This window comes from Streptomyces zhihengii, from assembly GCF_016919245.1.
GTDB classification, from domain to species: domain Bacteria; phylum Actinomycetota; class Actinomycetes; order Streptomycetales; family Streptomycetaceae; genus Streptomyces; species Streptomyces zhihengii.
Window position 1 is genome coordinate 2,413,441 of the sequence record NZ_JAFEJA010000001.1, and the last position, 16,131, is coordinate 2,429,571.

Genomic DNA, 16,131 nt, shown 5'->3' on the forward strand with positions numbered 1-16,131 from the left:
TCACCCCAGATCCGTGGTGCCGGTCTTGGAATCCGTACGCGGGGCCTGCGGCGCGACCGGCTTCTGGCCCTGCTCCTGCTCGGTCATCGCGTCGCGCTCCTCGTCGAGGCGCGCGTTGATGGTGTGGAAGCGCCGGCGCTCGTAGTCGTCGACGTTGTCGTAGCCGACGTCGGCCCCGTGCACGCCGATGGAGAGCACCTCGATCTGGTCGCTCAGCGACTTCGAGAGGTCGACGAGGGCCTTGTGGACCCGGTTGTACTCCTTGTAAAAGCCGTCCGCCTCCGCGAAGGGGAGACCGGTGCCGAACGATCCCCGGGTGACCTGCTCGGCCGCCACCTTCGTCTTGCCGCCGTCACCGCTCTCCAGCGAGGAGAGCACCTGGTCGACCGCGGCCCGGAACTTCTTGAGCTCACCGACACCGCGCTTGAGGTCAATGGCCATTGCCGCCCCCGTCACCACATGCCCTGGGCACGAGTCATTCCTCCCCGTTTGCTACCACTGCCATACATTGCGATCGCGGCGCACCGCTTCCCGTTGATCGCCTCGGTTACCACTCTAGCCACCGGCTACGACAGTCCCAAGTGGCTTGTTGGTCACAGGAATTCGTTAAAACTTGAAGAACGGCCCATGTGCTGCCGCAAAGTCACTGTCCCGTACCGATTGTGCTACAACCCGCTCAGCCCATCGCTCCCCTGGCGACCCTCCGCCTGCGCCGGCGGGAGTCCCGGAGCGCCACCGCGCCGCCGGAGACCGCGGCGACCAGAACGCCGCCGCCCACGACGACATAGGTCGCGAGCCGGGCCGAGCGTTCCTCGGGGCTCTCGCCGGGGTGGAGTTCGGCCGGTGTCGGCGCCTCGGCGCGGGTGACGCCCTCGTGGGCCTCCGGCTTCTCGATCGGCCGGTCGTCCTCGGTCAGGGCGCGGACCGGGTCGACCACGCCCCAGCCCACCAGCCGGTCGTGGCCGGCGACCGAGCGCTCGGCGGTCTGCTGGATCTGGGCGACGATCTGCTGCCGTGTCCAGTCGCCGTGCTTGGCCTTCACCAGGGCTGCCAGCCCGGCCACATAGGGCGCGGAGAAGCTGGTGCCGTTGTCCGCGCAGTGCCCGCCGCCGGGGACGGTGGAGATCATGTCGACGCCCGGTGCCGCGACGCCGACGAAGTCCCCCGACTGCGAGAACGCGGCGCGCTCGTTGTTGCGGTCGGAGGAGGCGACGGCGAGGACGCCCTCGTAGGAGGCGGGGTAGGTCCGCTTCACATTGCCGCCGAGCCCGTCGTTGCCCGCCGAGGCCACGACGACGATCTCCTTGGCCAGCGCCGCGTCGACGGCCTCCTTGAGCGCGGGGGCCGGCTCCACGGCGTTGGCCGTGTCCTGGGAGATGTTGATGACGTCGGCCTCCTTGGCGATCGCGTGCCGGATCGCCTGGGCCAGGGTGGCCGCGGTGCCGCGCCCGTCCGCGTCGTTCTGCTGGATCGGGATGATCGTCGCGGCGGGGGCGAGACCGCTGAATCCGGTGCCCTCGGCGGGCCGGGCCGCGATGATGCCGGCGACCTTGGTGCCGTGGCCCACGGTGTCCGTGGTCCCGTCCTCCTTGCCGCGCTCGATCTTGTTGCCGTTCGCGTCCTTGGCGTTCTTCGGGATGAGGTTGATCCCGGCGCGGGTGTCGACGGCAGGCTTGAGCTGGGGGTGGCGCACGTCGACCCCAGTGTCGATGACCGCGACCCGTACGCCCTTGCCGGTGGACTGCTTCCACACCTCGTCGAGCAGCACCCGCTGGAGCGACCAGGGGCGGCCCTCGTAGACCTTGCCCGGGTAGGTGCACTGGGTGACGTCGTCGGCCACGGCGGTGGACAGGGGGAACCCGACCACGGTCAGCGCGGTGGCGGCCGCGACGGTGAGCAGGCGGCGGGCCGCGACGGCACGGGCCGTCGGGCCGGTCGTCCTCGTCGTCATCGTCGCCGCCCTCACGAGCCCTGCGGCTGGGTGGCCGCGCCGGTCGAGAGCCGGGGCCCGGTGGGGAGGAAGGTCGACCACTGCGCCGGGACGGGCAGCGGGGTGACCTCCTTGTAGCCGAGCCGGTTCTGCGCCTGCGCCGCCTCGTCCTGCCGGGCCCGCTTCTCCTCCTCGGAACCGGAGGAGCCGATGCCGGAGGCGTCGGTGGCGCTGTCGCCGTTGGACTGCATCGCGTACCGCAGCCCGGTGTCGGTGACGAGGAACAGGAAGCCCGTCTTGGTGTCCGAGCCCTTGAACTGGCGGAAGAGCTGGCCGGATCCGGGGGTGACGTAGGCGCTGGTGGAGCCGGTCGGCAGGGGGGCGGGGAAGTCCGTGCCCGCCCAGGTGGTCAGGGTGGTGGCGCCGTTGTCCTCGTCGACGTCGCGGAGCACGTTGCAGACGGTGTTCCTGCTGCCCTGCGCGGTGCTCGCGTCGTTGACCGGCTTCGGTTCGGCGGCAGGCCACTTCTTGTCCTGGCCGAACGGCTGCCCCGGGGCGAAGGCGCCGGCGCTGACGGCGGTCTCCTGGCCGTTCTGGCCCAGTTCGACGAGCTGACGGCTGTTGAGCAGCAGCTTCGCGGTGAAGTCCGATATGGGGGCGACGCGTCCCTGGAGGACCACGTAGCGCTGCTTCTTGGTGCCGTCGGTGGCGGAGAGCACCGTGCCGACCTTGTTCACGGCCTCGGCGAGACCGGGGGCGCCGGCCGGGGCGCCGGGGGTGCCGGGGACCTCCGGGAAGGAGATGGTGTCGCCCCGGTGCAGGGTCTCCAGCCAGGCCGCCGAGACGCGCTGGGCCACCCGGTTGTGGCCGACGAGCTGGCGCAGCAGGAGTTCGTCGTCGGCGGTCGGGTAGGCGGTCCCGCCGGCGTCGACGACGTACCTGGCCTTGTCGGGGCCCTCGACATAGAGGAGGTCGCCGCCGGTGAGCCGGGCGGCGCCCTCGGTCTTCTTCGCGTCGCGCTCGGCGAGCACGAACGCGGCCTTCTGGATCGTCCGGCCGCCCTCGCCCGGGCGCTCGCACACGGCCCAGCGCTTGGCGGCTCCGGCCACCTTGGCGTCGGGCAGGCGGTCGGGGGCGTAGGGGATGCCGAGGGTGGCGCCGTGCGGGATCTTCCCGTTGTCGAGCACCGACTCGTCGACGTTGATGACCTTCCCCTTGTCGGGGTCGAGCAGCAGCTTGGCCGACGACATGTTGAGGACCGGGTGGAGCTGGACCTTGTCGCCGGTCTTCAGGACGACGTAGCGGGTGGTCGACTTGCTCGCGATGATGACGTTCTCGCCCGGGGTGTCCCAGCCCTTGGGCGCCACCGGCTTGAACATCCCCCAGGCGCCGAACACCGCGAGGACGACCACACCGACGATGGCACCGGGGACGACCGCCCGCAGAGGGCGCGGGGCGCCCTCCTCGGAGCCCGTCGCGTTCGGCTGAAGGAACTGTGCGATCAGCCTTCGCTTCGCGAAGGTGTAGGCGTTCAGTTCGTCCCGACGTGATGCCATCTGTACGCAGTCCCTCTCCCCGCTGGGCGACCAGGTTCCCACACTCGTCGTGGCGGCCCGTCGCCGTGCCGCCCCTACTATGCCTGTCGGCGCTGGCGTCTTACTGCTCAGGTACGCTGATCGCCCGGTCAACGCCCAGGGGAAATTGCTTAATACGGACACGAGGGGGCAACGCGGCGATGGGTACGGCGACGCGTACGCACAACGGGCGGAGCACCGGCCGGGACACGAGAACTTCCCGGGGGCAACGCAGCAACGATCCCGGCGCACCCGCTCCCCGGCCCGCCTCGCCGGCACAGGGCGCCCCCGCGTCGACGACCCTGCGGCCCCTGTCGCGGACGAGCCGGGTCGGCCCCGTCCAGCTCCGGCAGCTCCTCCTCGTGGAGTCCGCGCTGGCCCTGGTGGCGGTCGGCTTCGCGCTCGGCGGCCTGTGGCTCGTCCCCACCTGCACCGTCGCGGGTCTGCTCGCCCTGCTCGCCGTGATCCGCCGGCGCGGGCACGCGCTCCCCGACTGGCTGGCCACGGCCCTCGCGTTGCGCACGCGCAGACGCAACAGCGCCCCCGCGGCCCCCGACACCGACCCCTCGCTGGCGCCCGTCACCGAGAGTCTGCCCGGCTTCGGCGCCGTCCCCTACATCGACCGGGACCGCCGCACCGTCGGCATGCTCGGGGACGGCAGCTTCCTCACGGCCGTGGTGCGCGTGGAGGCGAGCGGCTCGGCCCTGCGCCCCGCCTTCGGCGCCCGCGCGCTGCCGCTGTCGCTGCTCGGTGACGCGCTCGAGGTCGACGACATCGTCATGGAGTCCGTGCAGTTGGTGCAGCAGGTGCGCGCGGCTCCCGCACCGCATCTGCCCCAGCAGTCGGTGGCCCGGCTGTCCTACGCCCCGCTCCAGGAGAAGACCGGCGCGCCCGCGCTCCGCATGACCTGGGTCGCCGTGAAGCTGGACCCGGAGCTGTGCCCGGAGGCCGTGCAGGCGCGCGGCGGCGGCCTGGAGGGCGCCCAGCGCTGCCTGGTGCGCATCGCCGACCACATCGCCAGCCGGATCACCGGCGCCGGATTCCAGGCGGTGGTGCTCGACCAGGAGGAGCTCAACTCCACCGTGGCCACGGCCGCCTGCGCGAGCCCCCGCGCCGCGTCGCGCGCCGGCCGCCCCGACACCGCGCCCCAGCGCCGGACGGCGGAGACCTCCCGGGTGTGGCGGTGCGACGACCGCTGGCACACCTCCTACGCGGTGGGCCGCTGGCCCGAACTCGGCCGGGGCGCCGTGCCGTTGCCCAAGCTGGTCTCGCTGCTGACGGCCGTGCCCGCGTACGCGACCACGATCAGCCTCACCGTCCGGCGCGGCACCCGCCAGGGCACCATGGACATCGGCGGCCATCTGCGGATCACCGGCGGCTCCGACACCGAACTGATCGGTGTGCGGCGCGCCCTGGAGCAGGCCGCGCGCGGCGCGAAGGTCGGCCTGCTGCGGCTCGACCGCGAACAACTGCCGGGCGTACTGGCGACGATGCCTCTGGGAGGTGCCCGCTGATGGGCCGCACGGGAACGCCGAAGGGGCTGCGGGCCATGATCGGCCCCCGCCACGCGGGGCATTCGATGCCCGCCGACCATCTCGCCGCGCTCTCCCTGCCGGTCGGCGACGACGGGGTGGTCATCGGCGAGGACGCGGAGGGCCGGCCCCAACTGGTGGGCTTCCACCGCTCGACGCCGTACGACGTGCTGCTCATCGGCGGGCTGTGGACGGCCCAGGTGCTGGCGCTCCGGGCGGCCGGCACGGGCGCGCGGGTCGTCGTGGAGACCGGACGCCGCCAGGAGTGGACGATGCTGGCGCAGGCCGCCGGCGCCGGGCTGGAGTGCATCACCCTGCACGACGTCGGGCGGGTGCCCCCGATGGGCGCGACGGTGGGCAGCCCGGTCGTGGTGATCCGCGACTGCGGTATGCGGCCCCCGCGGGGGCGCGTGGTGTCGTCGCCGTGGCAGTCGGTGCTCACCCTGCTCCCCTATCTGAGCCCCGTCGCACCGCGGTTGATGCGCTCCTCGACCCTGGTGGGCGTGCAGCGGGTGTCACCGCAGGAGGCGCAGCAGATCGGCCGGATCCTGGGGCTGACCCAGCCGGAGGTCGCCGCCCTGCCGACCCTGGCGGACGGTGTGACCCTGTGGTGCTCCGGACGCGAACGCCACTGGGTGATGACGAGCGGTACGGACGCCGAGTCCGGACTCCTCGGCATGGCACGCCGGATGGACTGACGCACCTCCGCGCGCGCGGCGGGCCGGTGACGAAGCCCCGTGAAGCTCACGCACCTCCGCGAGGGTCGCGCTCCTTGGCGAGGGCCGCGGTCGTCCGCCAGGGGTGCGGTCGTCCGCGAGGAGCGCGATCGTCCGCCATCCGGTTGTGTGCAGGCCGTGCGAAGGCCCCCCGGAGCCGCCCCGGCCTCGCCTACGATCGGCCGTGGCGTGCTGCGACGCGTCGGCGCGGCCGTGACATGCGGCAACGCACCGGCCGCCCGGGCGCCGTGCGGCGTTCCGGGCGTTCGTCCGGCCGTGACCGAAAGGAAGCAGATGGGCAGCGCGCAGGAGAAGGACGAGCTGTACGCCCTGGACATCTCCGGTGTCGAGTGGCTCGGGGCCCCGGGCACGAGCCCGGACGAGGAGCGCGTGGAGATCGCGCACCTCCCGAACGGGGCCGTCGCGATGCGCTCGTCCCTCGACCCGGACACGGTGCTCCGCTACACGGAGGCCGAGTGGCGGGCGTTCGTACTCGGTGCCCGGGACGGCGAGTTCGATCTGACGTGACGGCGTGAAGGTTCGGGGCCGCCGGGATCCGGTCGGCCCCGTTCTTTTGTGCCGATTCGCCCGGGAAGTCTTCACGCTCCGGGGTGCGTGTGTCACGTCGGGGTCCTGCGTGACGCACAGGACAGTCACGGCGGGCGGGCGGGCCTGCCGGACGGGTGGTGTCGGCGATTAGGGTGGGTCGGGGGGAGAGCCGGGCCGATCGGACGTCAGCGGTGGCCCCCACCCACGACGGCACAAGGGTGCTCGACCACACCAGGAGGCAAAGTGAACGGCGATCGGGACGAGATCCACGGGGACTGGAACCTTCCCGTCGACGAGTCCGACGCGGATCCCGCCGAGCTGACGGGTGAGTTCACCATCGACTACACCCCTCCCGCCTGGTACACGCAGAACGCGTCGGGTGACACCTCGGGCGGAGCGGGGGGCGGCGGGCACACGCCGCCTCCGCCGCAGGGTGCCCCGGTGGCGGTGCCCGGGCTGCCCGCGGGCAGCGGCTTCGAGCCCAACTGGTCCACGCCCCCGGCCGGGCAGGGTGCCGCGCCGCACGAGCCGGGCCCGGCCGTGCCGCCGCCCGCGCACGATCCCGTCGCGCCTGCCGCAGCCCACGAGCCCGTCACGCCTCCCGGCCCACAGGAGCCGGTCACGCCTCCTGCCGCCGCCGTGCCCCTGCCCGCCGAGCCGGCACCCGTGGTCCCGCCCGCCGAACCGGCGCCCGTCGCCCTTCCCGTGGCCGGCCCGTCCGCCCCGGCCGGTGCCGACGACACCGGCAGCGGCGACCTGGAGAGCGGGGCGACGATGCGTTTCTCCGCCGCCGCCCTGAAGCGAGAGATCGCCGAGCGGGCCGTGGCCGAGGAGGCCGCGGCCGGCCGGCCCGAGCCCGCGGACGCGCCCGGCACGGACGCCTCCGCCGGTGCGGACGCCGAACTCCCGAAGCCCGACACCACCGACGGCTCCGACGGCGCCGACGGCACGGCCGCGGACGACGCCCCGGTGGCGGCGCACGACGGCGGCCGGGACGGCGACGCCGGTCCGGTCGCCGCGGACGACTCGGCGCCGGACGACGCCGGATCCGGTCCCGCCCCGGACACCTTCGGCCCGGACGTGTACGCCGCGGACACCTTCGGCGACGACACGGGCGACGCCGTCGACCCGGTCGGCTCCGGCACCGGACCGGACTCCGCCGACGACGCCTCTCCCGCCCCGGCGGACGACGTCCAGGACGCGGTGCACGCCGAGGAGCCGCAGGACACCCCGCCGCCGTCGCTTCCGGCGCCCATCGCACTGCCCGCGACGGAGCCTCCGGCCGCCGATCCGCAGCCGTGGGCCCCGGCCCCCGCCGCGCCCCAGGCCGGCCTGCCGCCGCTGCCGCCCGCCTACCAGCCGGCCGCTCCGGCCGCCGCGCAGCAGTGGCCCGCACCGACCGCGGACGCGTCCGCGCCGCCCGCCGCACCGCAGGCCCCGGGCGCTCCGGCACCGTGGACCGGCGGGCAGCCCGCCGGTCCGGGCGTCCCGCAGCAGGGCGGTTACGGCTTCCCGCAGGGTGGCGGCAACCAGCCCGGGGCGCCCATGCCCGCACCGCAGGACGGCGGTTACGGCTACCCGCAGCCCGGACAGCAGCCCGGCGCGCAGTACGGACAGCCCGGCGGCGCCCCCGTCCCGCCGGCGCAGGACGGCGGTTACGGCTACCCGCAGGCCGGACAGCAGCCCGGACAGCCGGGCACTCCGTCCCAGGACGGCGGTCACGGCTTCCCACAGGCCGGTCCCACAGCGCCCGCCCCGGCCCCGCAGGGCGGCTACGGCTTCCCCCAGGGCGGCGGCGAGCAGCCCGGAACACCCGCGCCGCAGGGCGGTTACGGCTTCCCGCAGCAGGGCCCGCCGGCACCGCACGGAGGCCCCGCGGCCCCTGCCCCCACGGCGCAGGGCGGCTACGGCTTCCCCCAGCCCGGCGCACAGCCCGGACAGCAGCCCGGAGTACAGACCGGCGCACAGCCCGGACAGCCGGGCGCGCAGGGCGGTTACGGCTTCCCGCAGCCCGGACAGCAGCCCGGCCACCCGGGCGCCCTGCCCCCCGCCGCGATGCCGCCGCAGCAGCACTCCCCCGCCGCCGGTCCCCCGGTGCCGGCCCCGCACGCCGGACAGCCGGCGCCCGGCCAGGCGCAGCCCGGCCAGGTCCAGCCCGGTCAGCCGCACCCCGGTCACCCGTACCCGGGTCAGGTGCCCCCCGGCGTGCCGGGGGCTCCCGGACAGGTGCCGCCGCCGGCGCAGGGTGCCCCCGGGCAGCCGCACCAGGGCCAGGGCGCTCCCGGCGCGCCGGCCGACCCGAGGGCCGGCGGTGCCTGGCCCTCCCCGGTCACCCACGACCAGCGGGAGCGCTCCGTGCCGGGCGCGCCGCTCGGCTACACGGCCGCCGTGGAGCTCTCCTCCGACCGGCTGCTGCGCAACAACCGGCAGAAGCCGAAGTCGAGCCGCAACCCCGCCGCGGCCAACCGCTTCAAGCTCGGCGGCAAGAAGGAGGAGGCGGAGCGGCAGCGCAAGCTCGAACTGATCCGCACGCCGGTCCTCTCCTGCTACCGGATCGCGGTCATCTCCCTCAAGGGCGGTGTCGGCAAGACCACCACGACCACCGCCCTCGGCTCCACCCTCGCCACGGAGCGGCAGGACAAGATCCTGGCGATCGACGCCAACCCGGACGCCGGCACGCTCGGGCGCCGGGTGCGCCGGGAGACCGGGGCGACGATCCGCGACCTGGTGCAGGCGATCCCGTACCTCAACTCGTACATGGACATCCGCCGGTTCACCTCGCAGGCGCCCTCCGGCCTGGAGATCATCGCCAACGACGTGGACCCGGCCGTCTCCACGACGTTCAACGACGAGGACTACCGGCGCGCGATCGAGGTGCTGGGCAAGCAGTACCCGATCATCCTCACCGACTCCGGCACCGGTCTGCTCTACAGCGCCATGCGCGGGGTGCTGGACCTCGCCGACCAGCTCATCATCATCTCCACGCCGTCCGTGGACGGCGCGAGCAGCGCGTCGACGACGCTGGACTGGCTGTCGGCGCACGGCTACGCCGAGCTGGTGCAGCGTTCGGTGACGGTCATCTCCGGGGTGCGCGAGACCGGCAAGATGATCAAGGTGGACGACATCGTGGCGCACTTCCAGACCCGCTGCCGCGGTGTGGTGGTCGTGCCGTTCGACGAGCACCTGTCGGCGGGCGCCGAGGTGGACCTCGACATGATGCGCCCCAAGACGCGCGAGGCGTACTTCAATCTGTCGGCGCTCATCGCCGAGGACTTCGTCCGCGCCCAGCAGCAGCAGGGCCTGTGGACGGCGGACGGCAACCCGCCCCCGCAGTCCGCGCCGCCCATGCCGGGCCACCAGGGCCAGCCGTGGCAGCAGCAGCCCGCCCCCGGGCAGCCGATGCCAGGACAGCAGGTGCCGGGACAGCAGGTCCCCGGGCAGCCGATGCCGGGACAGCAGATCCCGCACCAGCCCGCGCCCGGTCAGCCGTACCCCCAGCAGCCGCCGCAGCAGCAGCCGTACGGCGGTCCCCAGCAGCCCTATCCGCCCCAGGGCTGGCACCCGTCACCGCCGCCGCAGCAGGGTCAGGCGCCGGCCGCCCCCGGGGGTCCGCCGCAGGGTGCGCCCGCGCATCCCGGCGCCCCTGGTCAGACGGATTCGGGGGCTCCGGTGCCGCCGCCCGGATGGCCCGGGCAGCAGCCTCCGCAGGCACCGCCAGCCCCTCAGCAGTAGGGCTACAGAGGTCTGAACCAATAAGGGCCCGCACCGGCCACCCGGTGCGGGCCCTCGGCGTATTCCCGCAGACCACACGTGGTTTGGACGGCCGTTGACGCGGCATGACCACCCTGATAAACCTTCGCTTCACCAGCTGGCGAACCCGAGATCACCAACCCGCCTTCTTCGAGCGAGTCATGACGCGAGGTCACCGTCCCATGGTCACACAGGCTCCACCACCCACCGCCCGGCACCGTTCCCGCTTCCGGCGGACCGCGGCCGTCGGCACCGCCGCGTCCGCGCTGCTGCTGGCGGGCCTGATCGTCCCGCACGCGCAGGCGGCGCCCCAGGACCGCACCGCGGCGCTCGCCCCGGCGCAGGCCGCCGACGACAAGGACGTGCTCACCGTCGCCGTGTCGCAGAGCGTGGACTCACTGAGCCCGTTCCTCGCCTCCCGGCTGCTGACCACGTCCATCCACCGGCTCACCTACGAGTACCTGACGAACTACGACCCCAAGGACGGCCGCACCGTCCCCGGGCTCGCGACGGAGTGGAAGCCGTCCGCCGACAAGCTGACGTGGACGTACACCATCCGGGACGACTCCACCTGGTCGGACGGGAAGAAGGCCACGGCCGAGGACGCCGCCTGGACCTTCAACAAGATGATGACCGACCCGAACGCGGCGACCGCCAACGGCAGCTTCACCGCCAACTTCGCGAAGGTCACCGCACCCGACCCGAAGACGCTCGTCATCACGCTGAAGAAGCCGCAGGCGACGATGACGGCGCTGGACGTGCCCATCGTCCCGAAGCACGTCTGGGAGAAGGTCGGCGACTTCTCCACCTTCAACAACGACAAGCAGTTCCCGATCGTCGGCAACGGCCCCTTCGTCATCACCGACTTCAAGGTCGACCAGTACGTGAAGCTCGCGCCCCAGAAGGACTTCTGGCGCGGCACGCCCAAGTTCGACGAGCTGGTCTTCAAGTACTACAAGGACGGTGACGCCGCCGTCGCCGCGCTCCAGAAGGGCGAGGTCTCCTTCGTCCAGGGCCTGACGCCCGCCCAGGCCGACGCCCTGAAGAACGCCGAGAACATCAAGGTCAACGACGCGCCCGGCCGCCGCTTCTTCGCACTGGCCACCAACCCCGGCGCCCGGTCCAAGGACGGCAAGACCTTCGGCAACGGCCACAAGGCACTGCTCGACCCGGCGGTCCGCAAGGCGCTGTTCCACGCCACCGACCGCACGACCATCGTCGACAAGGTCTTCCAGGGCCACGCCGTCGAGGGCGAGGGCTACATCCCGCCGCGCTTCTCCTCCTACTTCTGGAAGCCGTCGGCCGAGCAGAAGATCGGCTACGACCCCGCCAAGGCCGCGCAGTTGCTCGACCAGGCGGGCTACAGGAAGAACGCGGACGGCAAGCGCGCCGGCAAGGACGGCAAGCCGCTCGACTTCCGGATCCTGTGCCACGCCACCGACCCGAACGACAAGGCGATCGGCAAGTACCTCCAGGAGTGGTGGGGCGAGCTCGGCATCGGCCTGAAGGTCGAGTGCCTGGACAACGTCTCCGACCCGTGGCTGGCGGGCGACTACGACCTGGCCTTCGACGGCTGGTCCGTCAACCCGGACCCGGACTTCGTGCTGTCGATCCACACCTGCGCCGCCCTCCCGGCCACCCCGAAGGACACCGGCGCCACGGACAACTTCATCTGCGACAAGCAGTTCGACGAGCTGTACGCGCAGCAGGCCGCCGAGTACGACCCGGCCAAGCGCACCGAGCTGGTCAAGCAGATGGAGTCCCGGCTGTACGACACGGCCTACATGAACGTCCTCGCCTACCCGAACGCGCTGGAGGCGTACCGTACCGACCAGATCAAGTCGATCACGACGATGCCCGAGGCCGCGGGCAACATCTACGGGCAGGACGGCTACTGGAGCTGGTGGTCGGCCGAGCCGGCCGGCGCCGAGGAAGGGTCCGGCGGCGGTTCCTCGACCGGGATCCTGATCGGTGTCGGCGCCGTCGTCGTGCTGGCCGCGGCCGCCGGTGTCTTCGTCGCGATGCGGCGCCGTTCCACCGCGGAAGACCGTGAATAGTCGATGAGCACCACGAGCACCACCGGCACGACGACCGCCGTGGCGCGGGCCCCCGAGGCCCGCGCCGCGAGCGGCGCGGGCGCACGCGCCTACCTCGCCCACGCGGCGGGCAAGCTGGGCGGCGCGGCGGTCTCCCTGATCGCCGTGCTCGTCACCAGCTTCTTCCTGTTCCGGATCATCCCGGGCGACCCGGTGAAGGCCATGACCCACGGCGTGCCGACGTCGGCGGAGCAGATGGCCACGCTGCGCCGCCAGTTCGGCCTCGACCAGCCCCTGTGGCAGCAGTTCACCGACTACTGCGCCAAGGCCCTCACCGGCGACCTGGGCATGTCGTACCAGTTCCGCGCGCCGGTGGGCGATCTGATCCTCCAGAAGGTGCCCGCGACCCTGCTGCTGACCGGTGTCGCCGTCCTCGTCTACTCGGCGATCGGCCTCTGGCTGGGCACCCGGTCGGCCTGGCGCCACGGCAGCCTCGGCGACCGGGTCAACACCGGGGTGGCGCTGACCCTGTGGTCGGTGCCGTCGTTCTGGCTGGGACTGCTGCTCATCATCACCTTCTCCGTGGGCATCGGCCCGATCCCGGGCATGTTCCCGACCGGCGGCATGGAGTCCGGGAACGAGACCGGCTTCGCCCATGTGCTCGACGTGGCCCACCACATGGTGCTGCCCGTGGTCACCCTGGTCGCGGTCGGGTACGCGCAGACCCTGCTGGTGATGCGCTCCTCGCTGCTCGACGAGATGGGCAGCGACTATCTGACGACCGCACGGGCCAAGGGCCTGCGGGACGACGCCGTGCGCCGCCACCACGCGGTGCCGAACGCGCTGCTGCCCACCGTGACCATGGTCTTCATCAACCTCGGCCATGTGGCCGCCGGTTCGATCCTGGTGGAGACGGTGTTCTCCTGGCCGGGGCTCGGCGGCCTGTTCTACCAGGCGCTGAGCGTGCCGGACCTGCCGCTGGTGCAGGGCCTGTTCGTCGTCTTCGCCGGAGCCATGATCGTGATGAACCTCCTCGCCGACCTGCTGTATCCGCTGCTCGACCCCCGGGTGGGCCGATGACGACGACACCGGCCGCACCGGCCGCCGGGAGCCCCCGCTCCGCCCGCTCCCTCGCCTGGGAGCGCAGGCGCCACTCGCTCGCCCGCTTCTGGACGGCGTACCGCACCCACCGGGCGGGCCTCCTCGGGCTCGGCGCCCTGGCCCTGATCGCCCTGGTGGCGCTGACCGCGCCGCTGCTGGTCGGCTCCGACGTGCAGAGCGTCACCAACGCGCCCGGCTCCGCCCTGGAACGGCCCAGCGCGGAATTCCCGCTCGGCACGGACCAGTTCGGGCGCTCCCTGCTCGGGCTGCTGGTCTGGGGCGCGCGCATCTCGCTCACCGTGGGGCTGCTGGCCGCCGCCCTCTCCGTGGCCATCGGCACCCTGGTCGGCGTCGTGTCCGGGCACTACGGCGGCTGGTTCTCGACCGTCGTCATGCGGATCACCGACTGGTTCCTGGTGATGCCGACGCTGGTGCTCGCCATCGTCCTGGCGACCGTGATGTCACGCAGCATGTGGACGGTCATCGTGGCCATCGGCGTCACCACCTGGCCCACCACGGCCCGTCTGGTGCGCGCCCAGACCATCGCCGTCGAGTCCCGGCCGTACATCGAGCGGGCCAAGGCGCTCGGCGGCGGGCACGGGCACATCATGAACCGCCACGTCCTGCCGAACGTGATGCCGCTGGTCCTCGCGCAGACCACGCTCGGCATCTCCAGCGCCATCCTCACGGAGGCGACCCTCGCCTTCCTCGGGCTCGGCGACCCGACGGTCGTCTCCTGGGGCGGCATGCTCCAGGACGCCCGGGAGGCGGGCGCCGTCTCCTCCGGCCACTGGTGGTACCTGGCCCCGCCCGGAATCGCGATCGCCGCCGTGGCCCTCGCGTTCACCCTGTGCGGACGCGCCGTCGAATCCGTCCTCAACCCGAAGCTGGGGGTCGCGCGGTGAGCGTGCTGGAGGTCAAGGACCTGCATGTGACGTACGGCAGCGGGCCGGCGGCCGTGCCCGCCGTGCGCGGCGTGGACCTCAGCCTGGCCGCGGGCCGCAAGCTGGGGATCGCGGGCGAGTCCGGCTGCGGCAAGTCCACGCTGGCGCTCGCGCTGCTGCGCCTGCTGCCCGCGTCGGCGCGGCTGTCCGGGGAGATCCTGCTGGACGGCGAGGACGTGCTCACCATGAAGTGGGGCCGGCTGCGGGCGGTCCGCTGGGCCGGGGCGTCCATCGTCTTCCAGGGCGCGATGCACTCGCTGAACGCCGTGCACCGCGTCGGCGACCAGATCGCCGAGCCGATCCTGCTGCACGGCACCGCGTCCACCCCCGCCGCCGCCCGGACCAGGGTCGGCGAACTGCTCCAGCACGTCGGACTGCCGGTGTCCCGGGCGGACGCCTATCCGCACGAGCTGTCCGGCGGCCAGCGGCAGCGCGTCATGATCGCCATGGCGCTGGCCTGCGACCCCCGGCTGATCGTCGCGGACGAGCCGACGACCGCGCTCGACGTGATGATCCAGGCGCAGATCCTGCGCCTGATCGAACAGCTCGTCGCCGAGAAGGACATCAGCCTGCTGATGATCAGCCACGACCTGGGCGTCCTCGCCGACACCTGCGACGAGCTCGCCGTGATGTACGCGGGCCGGGTGGTCGAGGAGGGTCCCGCGCGGGCCGTCTACGACGCGGCCCGCCACCCGTACGGCCGGGCGCTGTCCGCCGCCTTCCCGAGGATCGGGGACCCGGCCTCCCGCCGTGCCCCGCGCGGCCTGCCCGGCGACCCGCCGGATCCGGCCGACCTGCCGGGCGGCTGCGCCTTCCATCCCCGCTGCCCCGTCGCCCTGGACAGCTGCGCCCACGAGGACCAAGGCCTCGTCGCCGCCGGCGAACTGCGCCGCGCGGCCTGCGTCCACGTGGGAGCCGGGGTGGAGCAGCCGTGACCGCATCCATCGAGAAGGACGCCCCCGTGACCGGCACCCCCTCCCTGCTCTCGGCCGCCGGACTGCAGGTCACCTTCCCCGGGCGCCGCGGCGCCCCGCCCGCCCGCGCGGTCGACGGCGTGGACCTGGACATCGGCGCCGGCGAGATCGTCGCCCTGGTGGGCGAGTCCGGCTGCGGCAAGACCACCCTGGCCCGCTCGCTGCTGGGCCTGGTGCCGCCCACCGACGGGCGGGTCTCCTTCGGCGGAGCGCCCCTGGACTACGGCAGCCGCGCCCTGAAGAAGTACCGCAAGCGCGTCCAGCTCGTGCTCCAGGACCCGAGCGGCTCCCTCAACCCCCGGCACACCGTCTACGACGCCGTCGCCGAGGGCCTGCGGATCCACGGGTACACGGGCGACGAGCGCGAGGCCGTGGCCGGGGCCCTCTCCCGGGCGGGCCTGCGCCCACCGGAGCGCTTCTTCCTGCGCTACCCGCACGAGCTCTCCGGCGGCCAGCGGCAGCGCGTCGTCATCGCCGGTGCCCTCGTGCTGGAGCCCGAACTGATCGTCGCGGACGAGCCGGTGGCCTCACTTGACGCCTCGGTGCGCGGCGAGATCCTGGCGCTGCTGCTGCGCCTGCGCGACGAGCTGGGCCTGTCGGCGCTGGTGGTGACCCACGACCTGGGGCTGGCCTGGAACATCGCCGACCGGGTCGCGGTCATGTACCTCGGGCGGATCGTGGAGTCCGGTCCGGTGGAGGAGGTCCTCACCTCGCCCCGGCACCCCTACACGCAGGCGCTGCTCTCGGTGCTGCCGGAGTCCGGGAAGCCGCCGGTCGTCCTCACGGGCGAGCCGCCGGACCCGGCGCGCATCCCGGGGGGCTGCCGCTTCCACGCCCGCTGCCAGATCCTGGCCTCGGGCGAGGCCGCGCAGGCGGGCGTAGCGGACGCCTGCCGCACGAAGCCGCTCCCGGTCCTCCCCCACACCACCGCGGCCCAGGTGGCGTGCCACTGGTCCGGACGACAGAGCCCGTCCGGCGATTGAGGACACCGCGCGGAGCGCGGTGCCGCCCCCACCGGGCCGGTG

12 protein-coding genes are annotated in these 16,131 nt (G+C 73.3%); 9 read left to right on the forward strand and 3 right to left on the reverse strand.

Features of this window, described 5'->3' with window-relative positions; translation table 11 throughout:
- The 3 genes from JE024_RS09795 to eccB form a co-directional block, all read right to left on the reverse strand.
- The gene (locus JE024_RS09795) at positions 1–441 is read right to left on the reverse strand and encodes a DUF2563 family protein (protein WP_205373213.1); all 441 of its coding nucleotides are present in this window, start codon (positions 439–441) and stop codon (positions 1–3) included.
- Positions 442–676: 235 nt separating this feature from the next.
- Positions 677–1,951: a type VII secretion-associated serine protease mycosin gene (gene mycP, locus JE024_RS09800; protein WP_205373214.1), complete on the reverse strand. Its 1,275-nt coding sequence runs from the start codon at positions 1,949–1,951 to the stop codon at positions 677–679.
- Between the two features lie 11 nt (positions 1,952–1,962).
- Positions 1,963–3,486 carry a type VII secretion protein EccB gene (gene eccB / locus JE024_RS09805; RefSeq protein WP_205373215.1) on the reverse strand — a complete coding sequence of 508 codons (1,524 nt, stop codon included), beginning with the start codon at positions 3,484–3,486 and terminating at the stop codon, positions 1,963–1,965.
- 179 nt (positions 3,487–3,665) lie between these two features.
- Here eccB and eccE point away from each other — a divergent pair, with 179 nt between their 5' ends.
- From eccE to JE024_RS09850, 9 genes are all read left to right on the forward strand, one after another.
- Entirely contained in the window at positions 3,666–5,018 is a 1,353-nt protein-coding gene (eccE, locus tag JE024_RS09810; protein ID WP_205373216.1) for a type VII secretion protein EccE, read from the forward strand.
- Complete coding sequence (locus JE024_RS09815) at positions 5,018–5,734, forward strand: hypothetical protein (RefSeq protein WP_205373217.1); 717 nt, start codon at positions 5,018–5,020, stop codon at positions 5,732–5,734. The genes eccE and JE024_RS09815 overlap by 1 nt, the downstream gene beginning before the upstream one ends.
- A 312-nt stretch (positions 5,735–6,046) precedes the next feature.
- Positions 6,047–6,280 (forward strand): DUF397 domain-containing protein, encoded by a 234-nt coding sequence (locus JE024_RS09820; protein WP_205376472.1) that lies wholly within the window; start codon positions 6,047–6,049, stop codon positions 6,278–6,280.
- A gap of 264 nt (positions 6,281–6,544) precedes the next feature.
- Complete coding sequence (locus JE024_RS09825) at positions 6,545–10,033, forward strand: SCO5717 family growth-regulating ATPase (protein ID WP_205373218.1); 3,489 nt, start codon at positions 6,545–6,547, stop codon at positions 10,031–10,033.
- 200 nt (positions 10,034–10,233) lie between these two features.
- Positions 10,234–12,108, forward strand: a complete 1,875-nt coding sequence (locus JE024_RS09830) for an ABC transporter substrate-binding protein (protein ID WP_205373219.1) — start codon at positions 10,234–10,236, stop codon at positions 12,106–12,108.
- Between the two features lie 3 nt (positions 12,109–12,111).
- Positions 12,112–13,167 carry an ABC transporter permease gene (locus tag JE024_RS09835; protein ID WP_205373220.1) on the forward strand — a complete coding sequence of 352 codons (1,056 nt, stop codon included), beginning with the start codon at positions 12,112–12,114 and terminating at the stop codon, positions 13,165–13,167.
- Complete coding sequence (locus JE024_RS09840; RefSeq protein ID WP_205373221.1) at positions 13,164–14,093, forward strand: ABC transporter permease; 930 nt, start codon at positions 13,164–13,166, stop codon at positions 14,091–14,093. The genes JE024_RS09835 and JE024_RS09840 overlap by 4 nt, the downstream gene beginning before the upstream one ends.
- Positions 14,090–15,067 (forward strand): ABC transporter ATP-binding protein, encoded by a 978-nt coding sequence (locus tag JE024_RS09845; protein WP_205373222.1) that lies wholly within the window; start codon positions 14,090–14,092, stop codon positions 15,065–15,067. The genes JE024_RS09840 and JE024_RS09845 overlap by 4 nt, the downstream gene beginning before the upstream one ends.
- Positions 15,064–16,089: an oligopeptide/dipeptide ABC transporter ATP-binding protein gene (locus tag JE024_RS09850; protein ID WP_507232743.1), complete on the forward strand. Its 1,026-nt coding sequence runs from the start codon at positions 15,064–15,066 to the stop codon at positions 16,087–16,089. The genes JE024_RS09845 and JE024_RS09850 overlap by 4 nt, the downstream gene beginning before the upstream one ends.
- Positions 16,090–16,131 lie beyond the last annotated feature (42 nt).

Bases quoted from the DNA above. Each gene is read 5' to 3' on its own strand.
- JE024_RS09840 (WP_205373221.1), top strand. From the start codon at position 13,164: ATGACGACGACACCGGCCGCACCGGCCGCCGGGAGCCCCCGCTCCGCC.
- JE024_RS09795 (WP_205373213.1), bottom strand. From the start codon at position 441: ATGGCCATTGACCTCAAGCGCGGTGTCGGTGAGCTCAAGAAGTTCCGG.
- JE024_RS09835 (WP_205373220.1), top strand. From the start codon at position 12,112: ATGAGCACCACGAGCACCACCGGCACGACGACCGCCGTGGCGCGGGCC.
- JE024_RS09815 (WP_205373217.1), top strand. From the start codon at position 5,018: ATGGGCCGCACGGGAACGCCGAAGGGGCTGCGGGCCATGATCGGCCCC.
- JE024_RS09830 (WP_205373219.1), top strand. From the start codon at position 10,234: ATGGTCACACAGGCTCCACCACCCACCGCCCGGCACCGTTCCCGCTTC.
- mycP (WP_205373214.1), bottom strand. From the start codon at position 1,951: ATGACGACGAGGACGACCGGCCCGACGGCCCGTGCCGTCGCGGCCCGC.
- JE024_RS09820 (WP_205376472.1), top strand. From the start codon at position 6,047: ATGGGCAGCGCGCAGGAGAAGGACGAGCTGTACGCCCTGGACATCTCC.
- eccB (WP_205373215.1), bottom strand. From the start codon at position 3,486: ATGGCATCACGTCGGGACGAACTGAACGCCTACACCTTCGCGAAGCGA.
- eccE (WP_205373216.1), top strand. From the start codon at position 3,666: ATGGGTACGGCGACGCGTACGCACAACGGGCGGAGCACCGGCCGGGAC.